Origin of the sequence: Streptomyces sp. NPDC055955, from assembly GCF_042270245.1 — a bacterium.
Classification (GTDB): Bacteria; Actinomycetota; Actinomycetes; order Streptomycetales; family Streptomycetaceae; genus Streptomyces.
This window is the reverse complement of sequence record NZ_JBHJYS010000001.1, coordinates 24,418-40,747: the sequence shown is the minus strand read 5'-3', so window position 1 is coordinate 40,747 and position 16,330 is coordinate 24,418. Positions and strand designations below refer to the sequence as shown.

General features: G+C 68.7%; 13 protein-coding genes and 1 pseudogene. 5 read left to right on the top strand and 9 right to left on the bottom strand.

The genetic code is table 11. The features are described 5' to 3' along the window. Positions 1-18: 18 nt before the first annotated feature. From menC to ACFC96_RS00155, 4 genes are all read right to left on the bottom strand, one after another. The gene (gene menC / locus ACFC96_RS00170) at positions 19-1,125 is read right to left on the bottom strand and encodes an o-succinylbenzoate synthase (RefSeq protein WP_376609269.1); all 1,107 of its coding nucleotides are present in this window, start codon (positions 1,123-1,125) and stop codon (positions 19-21) included. After that, entirely contained in the window at positions 1,122-2,018 is an 897-nt protein-coding gene (locus ACFC96_RS00165; RefSeq protein ID WP_376251862.1) for a GNAT family N-acetyltransferase, read from the bottom strand. Before ACFC96_RS00165 ends, menC begins: the two co-directional genes overlap by 4 nt. Before the next feature lie 85 nt (positions 2,019-2,103). After that, positions 2,104-3,216, bottom strand: coding sequence for a M20 family metallopeptidase (locus ACFC96_RS00160; protein ID WP_376609267.1), 1,113 nt, complete (start codon positions 3,214-3,216; stop codon positions 2,104-2,106). Then, entirely contained in the window at positions 3,213-4,688 is a 1,476-nt protein-coding gene (locus ACFC96_RS00155; RefSeq protein WP_376609265.1) for an amidohydrolase family protein, read from the bottom strand. Before ACFC96_RS00155 ends, ACFC96_RS00160 begins: the two co-directional genes overlap by 4 nt. A 460-nt stretch (positions 4,689-5,148) precedes the next feature. Here ACFC96_RS00155 and ACFC96_RS00150 point away from each other — a divergent pair, with 460 nt between their 5' ends. Then, the gene (locus ACFC96_RS00150; protein ID WP_376224585.1) at positions 5,149-5,646 is read left to right on the top strand and encodes a DUF4265 domain-containing protein; all 498 of its coding nucleotides are present in this window, start codon (positions 5,149-5,151) and stop codon (positions 5,644-5,646) included. Between the two features lie 102 nt (positions 5,647-5,748). After that, a pseudogene (locus tag ACFC96_RS00145) lies at positions 5,749-6,521 on the top strand (integrase core domain-containing protein); the annotation flags it as partial. A gap of 156 nt (positions 6,522-6,677) precedes the next feature. Here ACFC96_RS00145 and ACFC96_RS00140 read toward each other — a convergent pair. The 3 genes from ACFC96_RS00140 to ACFC96_RS00130 form a co-directional block, all read right to left on the bottom strand. After that, positions 6,678-8,300, bottom strand: coding sequence for a flavin monoamine oxidase family protein (locus ACFC96_RS00140; RefSeq protein ID WP_376609264.1), 1,623 nt, complete (start codon positions 8,298-8,300; stop codon positions 6,678-6,680). 11 nt (positions 8,301-8,311) lie between these two features. Then, the gene (locus ACFC96_RS00135) at positions 8,312-9,826 is read right to left on the bottom strand and encodes an APC family permease (protein WP_376609262.1); all 1,515 of its coding nucleotides are present in this window, start codon (positions 9,824-9,826) and stop codon (positions 8,312-8,314) included. 334 nt (positions 9,827-10,160) lie between these two features. Next, positions 10,161-10,589 (bottom strand): adenylate/guanylate cyclase domain-containing protein, encoded by a 429-nt coding sequence (locus ACFC96_RS00130; RefSeq protein ID WP_376609260.1) that lies wholly within the window; start codon positions 10,587-10,589, stop codon positions 10,161-10,163. An 87-nt stretch (positions 10,590-10,676) separates the two neighbouring features. On the opposite strand from ACFC96_RS00130, the gene ACFC96_RS00125 reads away from it, so the two are divergent. Together ACFC96_RS00125 and ACFC96_RS00120 are read left to right on the top strand one after the other, a co-directional pair. Further along, a complete protein-coding gene (locus ACFC96_RS00125; RefSeq protein WP_376609258.1) occupies positions 10,677-11,141 on the top strand; it encodes a helix-turn-helix domain-containing protein in 465 nt (154 codons plus the stop codon). A 22-nt stretch (positions 11,142-11,163) separates the two neighbouring features. Further along, the gene (locus ACFC96_RS00120) at positions 11,164-12,513 is read left to right on the top strand and encodes a serine hydrolase domain-containing protein (protein ID WP_376609256.1); all 1,350 of its coding nucleotides are present in this window, start codon (positions 11,164-11,166) and stop codon (positions 12,511-12,513) included. Positions 12,514-12,716: 203 nt separating this feature from the next. On the opposite strand, the gene ACFC96_RS00115 is transcribed toward ACFC96_RS00120, so the two are convergent. Together ACFC96_RS00115 and ACFC96_RS00110 are read right to left on the bottom strand one after the other, a co-directional pair. Then, positions 12,717-13,130: a hypothetical protein gene (locus ACFC96_RS00115; RefSeq protein ID WP_376609254.1), complete on the bottom strand. Its 414-nt coding sequence runs from the start codon at positions 13,128-13,130 to the stop codon at positions 12,717-12,719. A gap of 645 nt (positions 13,131-13,775) precedes the next feature. After that, positions 13,776-14,402, bottom strand: coding sequence for a TetR/AcrR family transcriptional regulator C-terminal domain-containing protein (locus tag ACFC96_RS00110; protein WP_340460518.1), 627 nt, complete (start codon positions 14,400-14,402; stop codon positions 13,776-13,778). A 165-nt stretch (positions 14,403-14,567) separates the two neighbouring features. On the opposite strand from ACFC96_RS00110, the gene ACFC96_RS00105 reads away from it, so the two are divergent. Further along, entirely contained in the window at positions 14,568-16,133 is a 1,566-nt protein-coding gene (locus ACFC96_RS00105; protein WP_376224594.1) for an APC family permease, read from the top strand. Positions 16,134-16,330 lie beyond the last annotated feature (197 nt).

Genomic DNA, 16,330 nt, shown 5'->3' with positions numbered 1-16,330 from the left:
CGGCGAATTCGTCGCGTGCTACGAACCGAGCCACACCTTCGAGGTCGTGACCTCCGCCAGCAGGTCGGGAATCGGCGTGACACCGAGGCCCGGCCCCTGGGGCACCGGCAGGTGTCCGTCCTTCAGGACGAACGGTTCGGTGATGTCGGTCCGGTAGAACCGGTCCGACGCCGAGGTGTCTCCGGGCAGGGTGAACCCGGGCAGCGAGGCGAGCGCGACGTTGGCCGCCCGGCCGAGCCCGGTCTCGATCATGCCACCGCACCACACGGGGATCCCATGGGCGGCGCAGACATCGTGCACCCGCCGCGCCTCGAGGTACCCGCCGACCCGGCCGGGCTTGATGTTCACGATGCGGCAGGCGCCGAGCGTGATCGCGTCGGCAGCGGAGCGGGCGGACACGATCGACTCGTCGAGGCAGACCGGCGTGCGGATGCGACGGGACAGCTCGGCGTGGCCCAGGAGGTCCTCCTCGTCCAGGGGCTGCTCGATGAGGAGGAGCTCGAAGGGATCCAGACGGGCGAGCTGGGACACGTCGGACAGGGTGTACGCCGTGTTGGCGTCGACCTGCAGCAGCACGTCGTCGCCGAAACGCTCCCTCACCGCTCGCACCGGCTCGACGTCCCAACCGGGTTCGATCTTCAGCTTGATCCGCACATAGCCGGCGTCGAGATAGCCGCCCACCACATCAAGGAGTTGGGGGACGGAGTCCATGATGCCGACCGAGACCCCGCACGGAACGGAGTCCCGTGCGGACCCGAGCGCGGCGGCGAAGGACTGGTCGTGTGCACGCAGTTCGGCGTCGAGCACGGCCATTTCGAGCGCCGCCTTAGCCATCCGGTGACCCTTGAACCTGGCCAGAAGGGGCGCGACCCGGCTCGCGGTGACCTCACCCGCATCCATCAGGGCCGGGACCAGGAAATTCCGCAGCACGTGTTCGGCACCGTCGACGTATTCCGAGGAGTAGAGCGGCCCTCCCATGGTGACGCACTCGCCCCAGCCCTCGCCGTTCGGCGTCACCACGCGTACGAGCAGCAGTTCCCGTACGTCCTGCGTACCGAATGACGTCCGGAACGGTGCCACCAACGGCATCTGCACACGCAGAAGTTCCACACCACTGGGCTTCATGACGACTTCTCCCTTGAGACCACGTACCAGCCGGCACGATCGAATCCGACGACCCTGGCTTCCTCCGCCATCAGGCCTCCCAACACCTCCCGCAGCGCGACGCGCCACGCCTGGCCCCGGCCCGGGTCCGTGCGCCGGAGTGTCTCGATGTCCGGCGGCACACCGACCAGGACGACCGGCCCGTCGGCCACTGCGGTCAGCGGGCCCCCGTCAGGTGCGACGGACAGGGCGGCTGCCGCACCGTGCTCCCGCAGCGCGGCGGCATCGACCCGGGCGGGCTCACCGAGCGAGGCGGCGGAGGCCACCGGGCCGGACAGGTCCCAACGGACCATCAGCCGGTCGGTGTCACCGGCGCCGTTGATGCCGTCGCGCATCGGCCCGTAGAAGTCGGGCAGGTAGCGCGCCGGACCGGCGCCGAGCTTGGCCAGGTTGAAATGCGCGTTCCGCCGGACCAGGGGATCGAACGTCCAGGTGATCAGCGAGACGTGCTGGCGCAACGCCCAGGCGCGCTGGTGCAGTTTGAGGGCGAACCCGATCCCCCGGCCGAGGCCTCGCGGCGCGACCCCGGCGATGTGACTGTGCAGGCTCGCCTTGGCCGGGCTACCGAAGAAGCCGAGGCAGGCTCCCAGGAGCTCGCCCCCTTCATACGCCCCCGCGACATAGTTCCCCGCCGCGGCCATCGCCCGCAGCAGCTCGGTCGTCACCGGTTGGGCACCGGCGCCCGGCTGCCAGATCGAGGCGAAGAGCCGGCAGACCTCGGTCAGGTCGGACACCTCGGTCAGGTCCCGGATTTCCACACGTGAGGCGGCGGCCGCAGCGGTCGCGGCGGCCAGCGCGGCTGCACTCACAGCCGGGGAGACCAGAGCTGACTCATGTGTCGCAAGATCGGTCACGGGACTGTCCTTTCCGGGCTTACCGGGCGGGCCACTGTGGTGCCGCACCAGGGTGGTCCGCCGCGTTCGTCGTGGCGCACGGAGCTCATTTCGCCAACACGGCGTCGATCAGGGCCGTCAGCAGGGCGGTGCGCCGCGGCAGTTCGGCGACGACGACATGTTCGTCGTCGGCGTGCGCGCCGCCGCCCACGGCACCGAGGCCGTCGAGGGTGGGGACCCCGAGTCCGGCGGTGAAGTTCCCGTCCGAGGCACCGCCGACAGCGGCGGCGGTGAGATTTCCGAGGCCGAGTTCGCCGGCGAGCGTAGCGGCGAGGTCGAACAGCCCCGAGGACGCCTCCGCCTGCAGCGGCGGGCGGTTGATGCCACCCGAGATCCGGATCCGCGAACCGTCGAGTACGGGCCTCAGGTCCCGCACGGCCTCATCGACCCGCCGCTGTTCCGCCTCGTCCCACACACGTACGTCGACCGCCACGCCGGCACGCGCAGGAACGGTGTTGGTCGTGGTACCGGCGGACAGGGCCGTCGGCACGACGGTCGTACCCCGTTCGGCGTCGGCGAGTGCGGCGACGGCGAGGATCTGGTGCGCCACCTCCACTCCGGCGTTCACACCCTTCTCCGGTTCGAGCCCGGCGTGCGCGGCCCGGCCGTCCACGTCGATCCGGTACAGGGAGACGCCCTTGCGGCGGCACTTCAGCGCTCCGCCGTCGGCCGACGCCTCCAGCACGAAGACCGCTTCGCAGCCGCGAGCCTCGTCCTCGATCAGGCGCCGCGACGACGGGGAGCCGATCTCCTCGTCGCCGGTGACGAGGACCGAAAGACCCGAGCGGTTCCCGGCGGCCGCGGCGGCGTGCAGCGCCATCACGACGCCCGCCTTCATGTCGAAGCAGCCCGGCCCGCGCAGCACTCCGTCCAGGACGGAGTACGGGTGCGTCTCCAGCGATCCGGCGGGCCACACGGTGTCGTGGTGCCCGAGCAGCAGCACACGCGGCGCCTCGCCGAAGCGCCACCTCAGATGCGTACACCCGTCGATCACCACGCGGTCCGGTTCCGCGTCCAGCAGCCTGCGCCCCAACGCCGCCACGACGTCTGCGCTGCGGGCGACGGCTTCGTGATCGGAGGACGGCGACTCGCACCGCACCAGGGTCTCGATGTCGGCGAGCAGCGCCTCCACCGTCACTTCGGAACGCGTCGCCGTCATCGCGGCTCACCTCGCAGCGGCTGTCCGGCGAGCGCGTCGACTTGAAGCTCCCCCGCACTGACCACCGGAACACCACCGACGAACAGATGCCGCACGCCCACGGACGGCCGCGTGGAGTCGAAGTAGGTCGCGCAATCGGTGATCGTCGCCGGGTCGAGGACGACGATGTCGGCGTCCGCGCCGACGCCGAGGTGTCCCTTCCCCCGCGCGCCCGGCGCCACGTCGTCGAGGACGCGCGCCGGCAGGTGGGCACAGCGCCGGAACGCCTCCGGCCAGTCCCAGGCGCCGCTCTCCCGCACCATCACGCGCAGCGTCTTGGTGAACGTTCCCGCGGTGCGTGGGTGCGTCGTTCCCCCGGGCGGCAGCGGCCACTCGGTGCTGTCGTTGCTGCCGTCGGGCCAGTAGACCGGCATCGCGTCACTGGCGACGATCGCGTCCGGGAAGGCCAACGACTGTTGCAGCATGGTGAGATCGCGCGGGTTGCCCTCGTCGAGGAACTCCAGAATGCAGGGCGCCCCGGGGTCAGTGTTGCGCAACTGCCGCAGGCGCCCCTCGTCGGCGATGCGTTCGCCCGATTCGAGCATCACGACGCTCGACGGGGACAGGCCCTTCATCCGCAGGCGTTCGGCGTCGAGGAAGGCCGCGCCGATCGCGGTGCTGCCCGCCCCGTAGGGGTAGGCCTCGACCGTCACCCGGGATCCCGACCGCCGTGAGCCGTCCAACGCGCCGAGCACCCGGTCGATGTGGTGGCCCGACGTGCTGTTGACGTGGCAGTGATGCATCGCGGCGCCGGTCTCGGCCGCGGCGATGACGATCTCCTCGGAGCCGTCCGCCGGAGTGCCGGGATCCACCTCGACCAGCTCACGGACGTGGGTGTACGTCGGCACACCGGCCTTCGCGGCGAGCCGGGCGACGGCGAGGAACTCGGCCGGATCACTGTGCGGCGCGTACCCGAGGAGGACTCCGATACCGAGCGCTCCTGCGGCCAGTTCACCCTCGATCAGGGCCAGCCATTCGGCGAGTTCACGATCGGTGGAGGAGCGCTGCCATGCGGGGTTTCCCAGCACCGCGAGGCCGCTCCCGATCTGTGCGTCGGGCTGGATACCGGCGAGCACCTGGGCCCGGGCGCCGCCCCACGAGGCGGAAAAGCCGTAGTGCAGCGGGCGTCCGTCCGCGGCGGCCTCGGCGTACGCACGCCCGATGGGCATGAGGCCCGACTCCAGGTCGAGGGCCGTCGTCACACCGTCCATGGCCTGCAGCCGCTGCCCCGCGACGGAGTGCACGTGGCTGTGCAGGTCGACGAACCCCGGACCGACGACCAACCCCGTGACGTCGACGACCTCGCATCCCGGTGGCGCGTCGAGCCCCGCGGCCACAGCTCTGACCACGCCGTCGGACACGAGGACGTCGGCGATGCCGTCGAACCCTGTTCCCGGATCAATGACACGGCCGCCACGCAAAAGTGTCTGCACGCTTTCGTCTCCTCGTCGAGGACGCACTGGAGCACCTGCTGGTCTCCAGTGCGACCCTAGGAGGGGGATCAGGCACCGCTGTTGGTCCATGCCGACGAATCCGTGGCCACCCGTTCATACGCGCGGACGAACCCGGCCCGGAGCACCGCGAATGCCCCGGGTCGCACGTGAACGGCCACTGCCGTCCGGCCGCCGCTTCCGTGGGGTGGCCGCGGAGCAGCGCACGCGTGGGCAGACCGGTGGCAGCCAGGCCGAGGAAGACCGTGTCGGCCACCAAGGCGACCGCCGCGCCGGCGGAGGTTGAGGTGCGGCACCGGTGAGGCCGCGGGCGAGGGGAATGAGCGTGGATGGGATCTGGGGGAGGAGGGTGGCGGACGTGGTCGGGTAGTGGCAGGTAGTCAGACGGACCACGAAGGACGTGGAGTTTCCCACCTCGGACTGCCTGCACGAGGATGCTGAAATGAACATCGAGAGCCCCGCGCCCTCCAACCACTGCCACGTGGCACTCCGCGCTGGCTTCGCCGGTTCCGGGAAGCCAGTGTTCGAGACACTCCCTGCCAGGGTTGTCGGTCCCGGCAGCTATGAACTGACGGGTAGCCCCGGCATGGTCGAGGGCTGCGCGGCCGGGGACTTGCTGAAGATCGACGCCGATGGTCTGTTCCAGATTGAGCGACGAGGCCCGAACCTTTGCATCCAAGCATTCGGCGAGCTGCCCTTCGATGCTGAGTCGCTGGAATCCCTGACCAGTGCCTTCGTTCCCCTGGGTGGCCTGGTGGAGGCGCCTGCCGACCGGCGGTTCATCGTGGTGACGGTGCCGGCAGCTACCGGATTCCCTGCGGTCGAGGCCGTGATGGAAACGTGGGCAGCAGGCGTGAGCGAGCTGGTGGAGTGGGGCTTCAGTAATGTGTTCGGACCGGACGGAGAGCCGCTGAACTGGTGGGAAGCACCTGAGGCGTGACCGGCCGTGACCGGAGGGGTGCATCTGTCAAGGCCGCATGTAGTGGATGACACCAGCAGCTGTCACCAACAGCGGTGAACCGGGAAGGACAAGAGCGGCCCCGCACCCATCGTCAAGCAGCTCATCCTGCGCCTGGCCCGGGAGAACAGCACCTGGGGCCACCGCCGGATCCAGGGTGAACTCGCCCGTCTCGGCTACCCGGTCGCCCTATCCACGGTCTGGGAGATCCTGCACGCCGCCGGCATCGACCCCGCCCCGCAACGTTCCGGCCCGACCTGGCGCCAGTTCCTGACCGCCCCAGGCCCACGGCATCATCGCTGCCGACTTCCTATACCTGGACGGCGCTGTCACCCTCAAGCGCCTGTACGCCCTGATCTTCATCGAACAAGGCACTCGCCGAGTCCACCTCGCTGGCATCACAGCTCACCCCACCGCCGGGTGGACCGTCCAACGGGCGAGGAACCTCGGGAGAGGACTGGACCACCGCATGGAGTCCCTGCGCTTCCTCCTACGGGACCGGGACAGCAAGTACACCGATGCCTTTGACGCCGTTTTCGAGGCCGACGACATGGAGATCCTGCTCAGCCCACCTCGGGCGCCCAAGGCGAACGCGATCTGTGAAAGGAGCGGTGGGCGCCCTCCGCCGGGAGCTCCTCGATCGGATCCTGATCTACGACGGGGCCCATGCTGTGAAGGTACCGACCGAGTACCTTCAGCACTACAACGGGCATCGGCCTCACCAATCCCGGCAGCAACTGCCTCCGGACAGCGCCCAATCGCCCGCCCCGACCGCCGTCGCCGACCTCCAGGCCCACTGGATCCGACGACGATCCACCCTCGGAGGCTTGATCAAGGAGTACCAGCGCGCCGCCTGACCGAATGGCACCACAGCTCACAGCATCGAATCGTATTTCCGAGCGGGACACGGCGGACACGGCAGACGACGGGTCATCACACGCTCCTGGGCGGCGAGGCGATGTTCCTCAGCTACCGGCCCACTACGACCCTGACCCGCCGTCAACAAATCACCGCTAGAGCAGCTTTGCGATGACTTCACGGGCGGCGCGTTCCCCTTCGGTCGCGCCGCCGTTCATATAGCCCTGGAAGTCGTAGCTGCAGTGTTCTCCGCCGATGTGGATGTTGCCCTGCGGGGTGCCTTCGTAGCCCGCGTACCGGTGGAGGTAGCCCACCGGCCAGTATGAGTAGGCGCCCAGGGAGTACGGGTTCTTGTGCCAGGCGGAGAGCTGGGCGCGGCCGGTCCAGGCGGCCCTTGTGCCGGGGTAGATGCGATCGATCTGGCCGAGGTAGCGGGCGGCGAGGTCGCGGACGTAGGGGTCGGTCTCGAAGCCGAAGGGGCCGGAGGGGGTCAGCGATCCGGCGAGGGTGCCGCCACCATATTGGATGAGGATGCCGCCGGCGCCCGGCTGGACCTTGGTGGTGTCCCAGGTCTGCTGGACGTCCATGTCGGTGAAGCAGTCGCCCGCGGAGACGCCGGGCCATGCTCCCGTGCCGCGCCAGGGACGGCTGCCGAACTGCATGTTGAGCTTGGAGCAGTGGCCCATGCGGGCATCGCGCAGGAGGTTGTTCATGCGGGTGTCGAAGCCGGCTTTGGACAGGTCGAGTTGCTGGAGTACGGGCAGGGGCACGCACAGGATCGTGTGGTCGGCGGTGACGGTGCGGACGGCTCCCGACTCGGTGAACGTGAGGGTCTGTGTGCCGTCTGTGTTGGCCTTCACGGCGTTGAGTGACCAGCCGTGGCGGACGGAGCCGTTGGGCAGGAAGTCGGCGATGGCCTGTGGGAGCTGGTCGTTGCCGCCGACGATGTGGTACCGCTCGTTGGACAGGCCCCAGATGTTGAAGTTGCCCGGGTTGGTCTGATAGCCCATCAGCTCGACTAGGGCGAGGGACGACTGGTCCTGGGTGTCGGCGCCGTACTCGACGTTGTACGCGACGTCGAACCAGCGGCCGAGCGGGGAGGTGTGACCGCCCGGCACGCGTGAGTCGATCCATTCGTAGAGCGACATGTTGTCGAGTGCGGTACCCGTGGGTGTGGTCTGGTTCCAGAAGACCTCGCCCGCGTCCGACAGGTCGCGGCGCAGCGACTGGTAGACCGCCTTGAAGTCCTCGTCGGCCTGCGCGCGTGGATAGTAGGCGCCGTTGAACCAGAGGATCTCCTCGGCGCCGTTCGGGCCGCCGCCGAGGAAGTCCTCGACGGGCAGGCTGAAGCGGCGGCACAGTTCGAGGATCTTCTTGTGGCCGGTGTCGATCAGTTCGCCGCCGATCTCGGACGTCTGGCCGTATGCCCAGTGGTCGCGTTGGCTGTACATACGGCCGCCGACCCGATCCGGATTCGCCTCGTAGAGGGTGCAGCCGAGACCCGCGTCGTGGAGCGTGAGGGCGGCGGTGAGGCCGGCGATGCCCGCTCCGACGACGGCGATTCGGGACGTGGCCGCCGGTGCCGTTGCCGCTCCCGCGGAGGGGGCCGCGTGCAGTCCGGCTGTGACGGCGAGGCTGGTCGCCGCGGCGCCCTTGAGGACGGTGCGGCGGTCCGGTGTGCGGCCGCGGACCTCGGCGACGGGGACGCCGAGGTGGTCGGCCGCCCGGTGTTCGGCGGCCAGGTGTCTCAACGCGTGCATCGGGTTCGTACGAGCCATGACGTAACTCCTCAGACGATGGCGGAGGGTTGTGGCTGGTCGTCCGTGCGCTCGGCCGCGTCCTCGAGGACGATGCGGCCGATGATCTCGTAGCGGTGCGGGTGACGGGTCTTCAGGTACAGGCCGAGTCCGAGTCCTCCGAAGAAGACGAGGCCGACCGTCCAGGGGATCGCCTTGAAGAACAGCGAGTCGGCGGCTGTGCCCGCCGCCGTGTCCATGTTGATCACGAGCAGGACCACGACGGCGATCATGCCGATGCCGCCGAGGAGCGGCGCGAGGAAGGTCTTGAACCAGTGCCGATCCTCGGGGTGGTTCTTGCGGAAGTAGCCGATGACGGCGAAGGAGCACAGGGTCTGCACGATGAGGATCGCCATCGTGCCGAGGATCGCGAGGAGGGTGTAGAGGTGGATGTACGGGTCCTGGCCGGTCGCCCAGAACGCGCCGACGAGGATGACGGCGGTGATCGACTGCACGAACGAGGCGATGTACGGGGAGCCGTGACTCCTGTGCGTGCGGCCGAGCGCAGGGTGCAGGAAGCCCTCACGGCCGATGGCGTACAGGTAGCGCGAGGCGCACTGGTGGAAGGCCATGCCACAGGCGAACGAGCCGGTGATCAGGAGCCATTGGAACGCATTGACCGCCCACGCGCCGATGAAGGTGTGGGCGGGGTCGAAGAACAGGTCGAGCGGGCTGGTGGAGGCGGAGACCTTGACCGAGCCCTTGAGGCCGTTGCCCGCGATCGTCATCCAGGAGACATAGATGTAGAAGAGGCCGACGCCGACGACCGAGATGAGGGTCGCGCGCGGGATGACGCGTTTGGGGTCGCGGGACTCCTCGCCGTACATCGCGGTCGACTCGAAGCCGACCCAGGACCAGAAGGCGAAGAACAGGCCGAGCCCGGCGGACGCTCCGGTGAATGCGTTCTTGGGGTTGATCGGCTCTACGGGGATGCCGTCGGGGCCGCCGCCGTGGATCAGTACGGCGGTGGCCACCGCGAACAGGACGGCGATTTCGGCGACCAGCATCACGCCGAGCGCCTTCGCGGTGAGGTTGATGTCGAAGTAGGAGAGCACGGCCGTGACGGCGAGCATCACGGCCGCGTACGCCACCCAGGGCAGATCGACGCCGAGTTGATCGTGGACCGTGGTCTTCGCGAAGTACGAGAACACGCCGACGATCGACGCCTCGAAGACGACGTACGCGAGGACGGCGAGCATCCCGGACGCCATGCCGGCGATGCGGCCGAGACCGTGCGAGATGTAGCCGTAGAAGGCGCCCGCCGCGGTGATCCGCTTGGCCATGGCGACGTATCCGACGGAGAACACCGTCAAGACGAGGGTCGCGAAGAGATAGCCCGCCGGCGCGCCCGTGCCGTTGCCGAAGCCGACGGCGATGGGGAGGTTCCCGGTCATCGCGGTGATGGGCGCGGCCGTGGCGACCGCCATGAAGACGACGCCCGTCAGGCCGACGGAATTCGCCTTCAGCCGGTTGACCTCGCGGTTGCCCTGAGCTGTTGTCTCTGGCATTTCCGACCCTCTCTAGGGGCTTTCTCTGCGGAATTCGTAGATCAACAGGAGATTCGCTTTCGGATGCGTCAGTTTGGTGCGTGGTGATGTGCGCCACAACAGACACGAGGTAGAGCAATTGGCATGCGAGGGCGACGAGTTGTCGCCCCTGGAGCCGTAGGGGCGGCGTTGTCGTGGCTGCTGCCCAAGGAGCGCTGGGGGAGCTTCTTGCTCGCGGCGACCGCACCGAGGTTCGCGGAACTACATGCCTTTCTGCTTGGCCCTGGCCGGCTGCATCTCGATGTCCGCGATGTACTCGGCGCACTCGGCGCTGACAGGCTTCTCGGGCTGCGGGTCAGGTGCTGACCAGGCATTCGATCCAGATGGCCTGCGGTGCTCCTGCATCGCACAGTCGCGAAGCGCGGTCGACGACAGAGCCGACATAGTCCAGGCCCCCGCCAGGTGCCTCGTACTCGACGACGTGGCCGGTGGCGATGCCGACCGTGGCCAGGCACTCCTTGACCGAGTTGTTCCTGTTCTCGGTGAACAGCATCTCCTGGATGCGGATCGCCGCATCGATGGCCTCGGCCGCGTGCTCGCTGTCAAAGGCTGCGAGCGTGCCGTCGCCCAGGTACTTGACCACGGTGCCACCGTGGGAGGTGATGGCCTCCGTCGTGATGTCGAGGAACTTGCCGATGGTGGAAAGCCAGTTCACCTCTCCTGTCTTAGTCTTCATCTCCGTCGACCCGGACAGATCGGCGAAGAGAATGACCCGGTACGGCATCGGGGACGGCGTGGATGTTCACCACGTCGTACGGGCAGCCATGATCAACCGATCAATTGCGTGGAACAGCCGTGGAGGTAGAGCGAGTTGGCACGCAGGCCTGGGCGTCGGGAACGGCCGCTCGATCCGCAGGCGGGCCTGCTGGAACGCTTTGCGCTGGAGCTGCGTGAACTGCGGGAAAGAGCCGGGCTCAGCTACGTTGAGCTGGCGCACGGAGCCCATTTCGCGAGCAGCACCCTTTCCTCGACCGCCGCGGGGCAGCGGCTGCACACCCGAGAGGTACTGCTGGCCTACGTCCGCGCCCGCGGCGGCGACGTGGGTGGGAGGAGCGCAAGATCGGCACCTGGATCGCGGACTTCTACCACACGAGGCGCCGTCACGGCGCTGCCGACGGGCACCCGCCCGTCCCCTTCGGACAGGACATGCGGGAGGCCCGCTCAACGACGAGCATCACGAGGCAATGTGCGTAACGAAGTCTCTACGCTCTCGGGGGATGGACAGAGAGGGGCTGACCTCGTGTTTTGTGGGGCTCCGGAGGCTACCGCTTGGTAGCCGGGGCTGTTAGCTTCCGGCTGTGCGCATACTCCGTCGAATACTTGTCGTCGCCGCCGTCTTTGTGGTCGTGGCGACCGCCGTCGGTACCGGTGTCTACCGGTGGCAGCGGCCCATGATCCTCACCGGCACCGGTTACGCGGCGCACAACGATTGCGCGGTCACCGAGATCGGTGGCCGCCTCGACGCAGCGAGCGACCTGCCCGCGAACCCGATCAAGTCCTATCTGCGGTACGGCTCCGACGGGTCCGCCGAGACCACCGGCTCGCTGCTGGGCGTGCTCGCAAAGCAGAAGGCCTGGTACGCCAAGGGGTTCGGCTGCACGCTTGCTGACGCGCGCCCCCGGCTCGGCCCGGCCTCGACTGTCTCGGCCGACGGCAATCCCTTCACGCACGCCCCGGCGCCCAAGTCGTCGGCGAAGCTGGACGCCGCGCTCGGGCGCGCCTTCGGCAAGGGGCTGTCGGCCTCGGACGCCGCCGCGCTCGGCACCCGGGCGGTCGTCGTGGTGAAGGACGGCAAGCTCGTCGCCGAGCGCTACGCCAAGGGGTTCGACGCCACGACCCCGCAGCTCGGCTGGTCGATGTCGAAGAGTGCTACAGCCTTGATCACCGGCATGCTCGTGCAGCAGGGCAAGGTCACGCTCGACGACCACGGGCTGCGTCCCGAGTGGAAGAAGGACGGCCGTGCGGACATCACCGTCGAGCAGCTACTGCGGATGACGAGCGGTCTGGAATGGGACGAGACCTATGACCTCGGCACGCCCATCACGCAGATGCTCTACGGCGAGTCCGACATGGGCGCCTACGTGGCTGGCCGTCCGGCCGAGCACAAGCCAGGCACCGTGCAGGAGTATTCGAGCGGCTCGACGACTCTGCTCTGCTCGGTCCTCGCGCAACGCACCGGGCTCGGTGCCGACCTCCCGCGGCAGACGCTGTTCCGCGCCCTCGGTCTCTCCTCGGCCGTGCTCGAACCGGACGCCGCGGGCACGCCGGTGTGCTCCTCGTACTTGTGGGCCACACCCCGTGACTGGGCCACGATCGGCCAGTTCGCTTTGCAGAACGGCAAGTGGCACGGCAAGCAGCTGTTGCCCGAGGACTGGATGAAGCGCTCGCTCGAGGTCGAGCCCGTCGACAAGACGGACGACCCCGGTTACGGCATGACGTGGCGCGTCAACGTACTGCCCGACGGCAGCATGCGCTGGCCCGAGCTGCCCAAAGACACCTACTACGCCTCGGGACACGACGGCCAGAAGGTCATCGTCGTCCCGTCGCAGGACCTCGTCGTCGTACGCATGGGATTCACTCCCGACGCCGACGACGAGGCCAGCGAGGTGGCCTTGGTCGACGAGGTCATCGGCGCGGGCGCCCGATGACTTCGTCAGTCCGTCATCGGGCGCAGGTCCAGGCCCTCGGTGCTGGCCCAGTAGCTGACGCACGCGCCGTCGCTGACCACGGCTGGCTCGGCGAGGACGGCGGGGAAGTCGTGGTTGGTGTCGGTGCCCTCGCCGGAGATCAGGCGGACGACGAGAGGCCGGCCTCGTCCTCATGAGGCTCGGTCTCTTCCCGCCTGTGCGGTTCAGCGGGCAGTGGTCTGGTCCCGCCAGCGAATGAAGAGCTGTTCTGGATTCCCTGTGTAGGACCAGGGCACCTCTGTTGCCTGGTTGTCCAGCAGCCGGAAGATGTTACCCGCCCATTCCGTCATGCCGGCGTTGACCAGTCCATGCGCCAGATGGTTGAGGTCGGCGACATCGCGTGCTGCAGGACGGCGGTGGGCGATCCAATTGTCCAGCGCGATGCGCAGGTCTCCGCAGGCTCGCTCATTGTTCCAGTGCCGGCTCAGGCCGAGGACGGTATCCTCCTCGGTCGCCCAAGGGGTATGGATCTCGCTGACCTCTCGGAAGTCGAGTCGCGGCGACCGTGCAGGTAGAGGGTGCGCCCGGGCGCGTCCTGGGTCTTGACCAAGCGCACACCCCTGACCTGCCTCCGACAAAGACGTGATCTCCCTGGCGATGACAAAGCCATTGCTGTTGCAACTTCGGCCGAAGTTCCCCCGCTGCCTAGGGGGTTAAGAAGCGCAGGCCCGCATCCGACCCGGCCCGGATCAGGCCAGGGAGAACCCTGATGAAGGCGAGGTCGCGAGCGCGAACACGGTCATGTGCAGCTCCCACGTGGCCAGTCTTCGCGCCAAGCATCCCCGGGCGGTAGTCGGGGCGGAGGCACGACGCCGTTCAACAGCCACTGGAGGCCGGCGACCATGTGCCTTCCTCGTCCCGCGGGAGGGTCGTAGGCTGACGCTCCCGCCGGCTCTGACCGCACACCGGGGCGCACGGATCCATAAGTACACGCCAACGCCCGCAAGTTCTTCGAAGCGTTCGACCTGAACAACGACGGCATCCCGGCACCACAGAGGTGATCACAGCTCTACGGGAGAAGGGGCCCCACGCTCGCCGTCGGTCGGCGACCTTCCCTCCCTTGGGCGTGAGTGACGCGGGCGCGTCCTCGGCCGTTTTCAGCCAGGCCGACCTGGACGGGGCATGGTCCTGACCATTCAGGAGTTCGCGCGTGCGGTCGACCGCCTCTTCGCGCACGTAGCGGTCACGCACCCTTACGCCGGAACCGCTGGCACGGGCCAGGCCTACAGGCGCGCCGCGAGGCCGTCCAGGACGAGCCCCAGACCAAGTTCGAAGCCGCGGTCGTCGAGCTCGGCCAGCCCGGCGCCAGTGGCCGCGGCGCCGGTCAGCGAGTCGGCCAAGGCGGGGTAGTCGGGCCGGTATTCCCCGGCCGGGCGGGTGAATCCCGCGGTGAAGGTCTCCAGCGCCGAGCCGAGGACGAGGTAGTCGATGGCGGCGGCGGCCTCGGCGGCGTGCGCGGGTGCGCAGCCCGCCCGGATCAGGGCCGCGAGCAGCGCGTCGTAGCCGCGCAGGGCCGGGGCCGCCTCGACCGCGCGCCGTGCCGCCGGCGCGATCGCGTTCGGGTGGCGCAGGTACACCTGGCGGTAGCCGCGCGCGTAGGCGGCGATCCCCTGCCGCCAGTCGGGCTCGGCGAGCGGACTCAGATCGATCTCGTCGTTGATCAGTTCCGAGACCGCGTCGAGGACGTCGTCCTTTGACGTGACGTGGTGGTACAGCGACGCGCCCCTGACCCCGAGCCGTTCGGCGAGCGTGCGCATTTTCAGCGCCTGGGGGCCCTGCTCGTCGAGGAGTTCGAGGGCCGCGCGCGCGATGCCGTCGCGGCTGAGCAACGGCTGTTTCGGTCGGCCCACGGTGCGATCCCCCTCGTCATCAGCGGTCAGGGTACCTGCACGGAGGGGGTTCCCAAGGAGTGCAGGCCGGGTTAAGGTCCCCGCATTCACAAATCTAACCACGTTAGTTTTAGCTTCTGGGACGCATCGGCCGAGCTGTGCGTCCCGCATTGCGAGAGGTGCGCCATGACTGACACTGCCCCCGCACGCCCTGAACCGGGTGGCCCAGCCGCCGGTGCCGACAGCGACGCGGCCCGCCTGGCGGACCTCGGCTACACCCAGGAGCTCAGCCGCAGCCTCGGCATCCTCGGCAACATCGCCATGGGCTTCGCCGTGGTCTCGCCCGTCGTCGCCCTCTACGCCGTCTCGATGGTCGGCACGATGATCGCCGGGCCCGCGTGGGTCTGGGCACTGCCGATCGTGCTTCTGGGCCAGTGCCTGGTGGTGAACGTCTACTCCGAACTGGCCTCCCAGTGGCCGCTCACGGGCGGCCCCTACCAGTGGGGCCGGCGGCTCCTCGGCCCGTCCTTCGGCTGGCTGAGCGGATGGGTGTGGCAGTTCGCCGTCATGCTCGGCAACACCACCGTCGCCTACCTGGCAGCCCCCTGGATCTTCGCCCTCGTCGGCGCCACGCCCACGCCGGGATCCCTAGTTGCCGTGGCCGCCGGGATCCTCCTCGCCTGCATGCTCGTCAACGCCTACGGCATCAGGATCCTGAGCTGGTTCGTCTCCCTGGGCATCGCCGCCGAGGCCATCGCCTCCGTTCTGGTCGGCTCCGCGCTCCTGCTCTTCTTCCGCGAGCACGAGTTCTCGCTGTTCACCGAAACCCTCGGGGCCGAGGAACTGTCCGGCGGCTCGACCATCGCTGCCTTCCTGGCCGTCCTGGCCGTCGCCGGCTGGGGGTTCATCGGATTCGATGCCTGCGTCTCGACCGCCGAGGAGACCAAGGACGCCGCCCGGCAGGTGCCCCGCGCCATGTGGTGGGCGCTGCTCAGCGTCGGCGTCGTAGTCATCCTCAACGCGATCGCGGTCGCCCTCGCCCACCCCGCGCCGCAGACCGTCGTGGCGGGAGAAGACCTCGACCCGGTGACCACCGCCGTCACCACGGCCTTCGGATCCTGGTCCGACAAGCCCTTCGTGGCCGTGGTTCTCGTCGGATTCCTCGCCTGCGCCATGGCCTCCCAGGGTGGCGCCGCCCGCGGGGTGTACTCCCTGGCCCGCGACGGCGTCTTCCCCTTCTCCCGCCAGGTGCGAAAGGTCAACAGCCGCCAGGCCCCCATCGGCGGACTCGTCGCATCGACCCTCGTCAGCTGTACGGGACTGCTGCTCGGCCTGAACGCGACCGCGATCGGCAGCCTGATCGCCTTCGGCACCGCGGCCACCTTCCTGCCGTTCTTCCTGGTCAGCCTTGCCGCACTGATCGCCCGACTGCGCGGCACCTGGGTCCCCTCCGGTCACATCCGGCTTGGACGCAAGGGCACCTTCCTGAACGTGCTGGCCGTCCTGTGGACCGCTTTCGAGGTCGCCAACGTGTGCTGGCCGCGGGCCATCCTCGCCCCGCCCGGCGCCCCTCGCTACCAGATCTGGGCGGGCCTGCTGGGAATCGGCGTGGTGATCACCGTCGGCCTGGTCTACCTGTTCGTGAAGAAGCCGCAGGACGCACTCCGCGCCGCCCAGGCCCTCGAGGAGGGCAGCCGAAACCAACAGAACAAGAACGAACCGGCGGCCGACCCCGCCCCACAACGTCCCTGACCCTCCGCCATCCCTCCCCCTCCTCCGACGGGATCGTCCGACCCTGTCGGAGGAGGGAGATCCCACCGAAGGAGACATGTTCTAACGGGTTCGCGACATGGCCATCGAGAGCCTTTCGTATCGGTGTCAGCGGATTCGGCGTCGATCCCAGCTGGCGCGTGAGGGTCCGGTACAGGGCCACTCGCAACGCAGTGGCC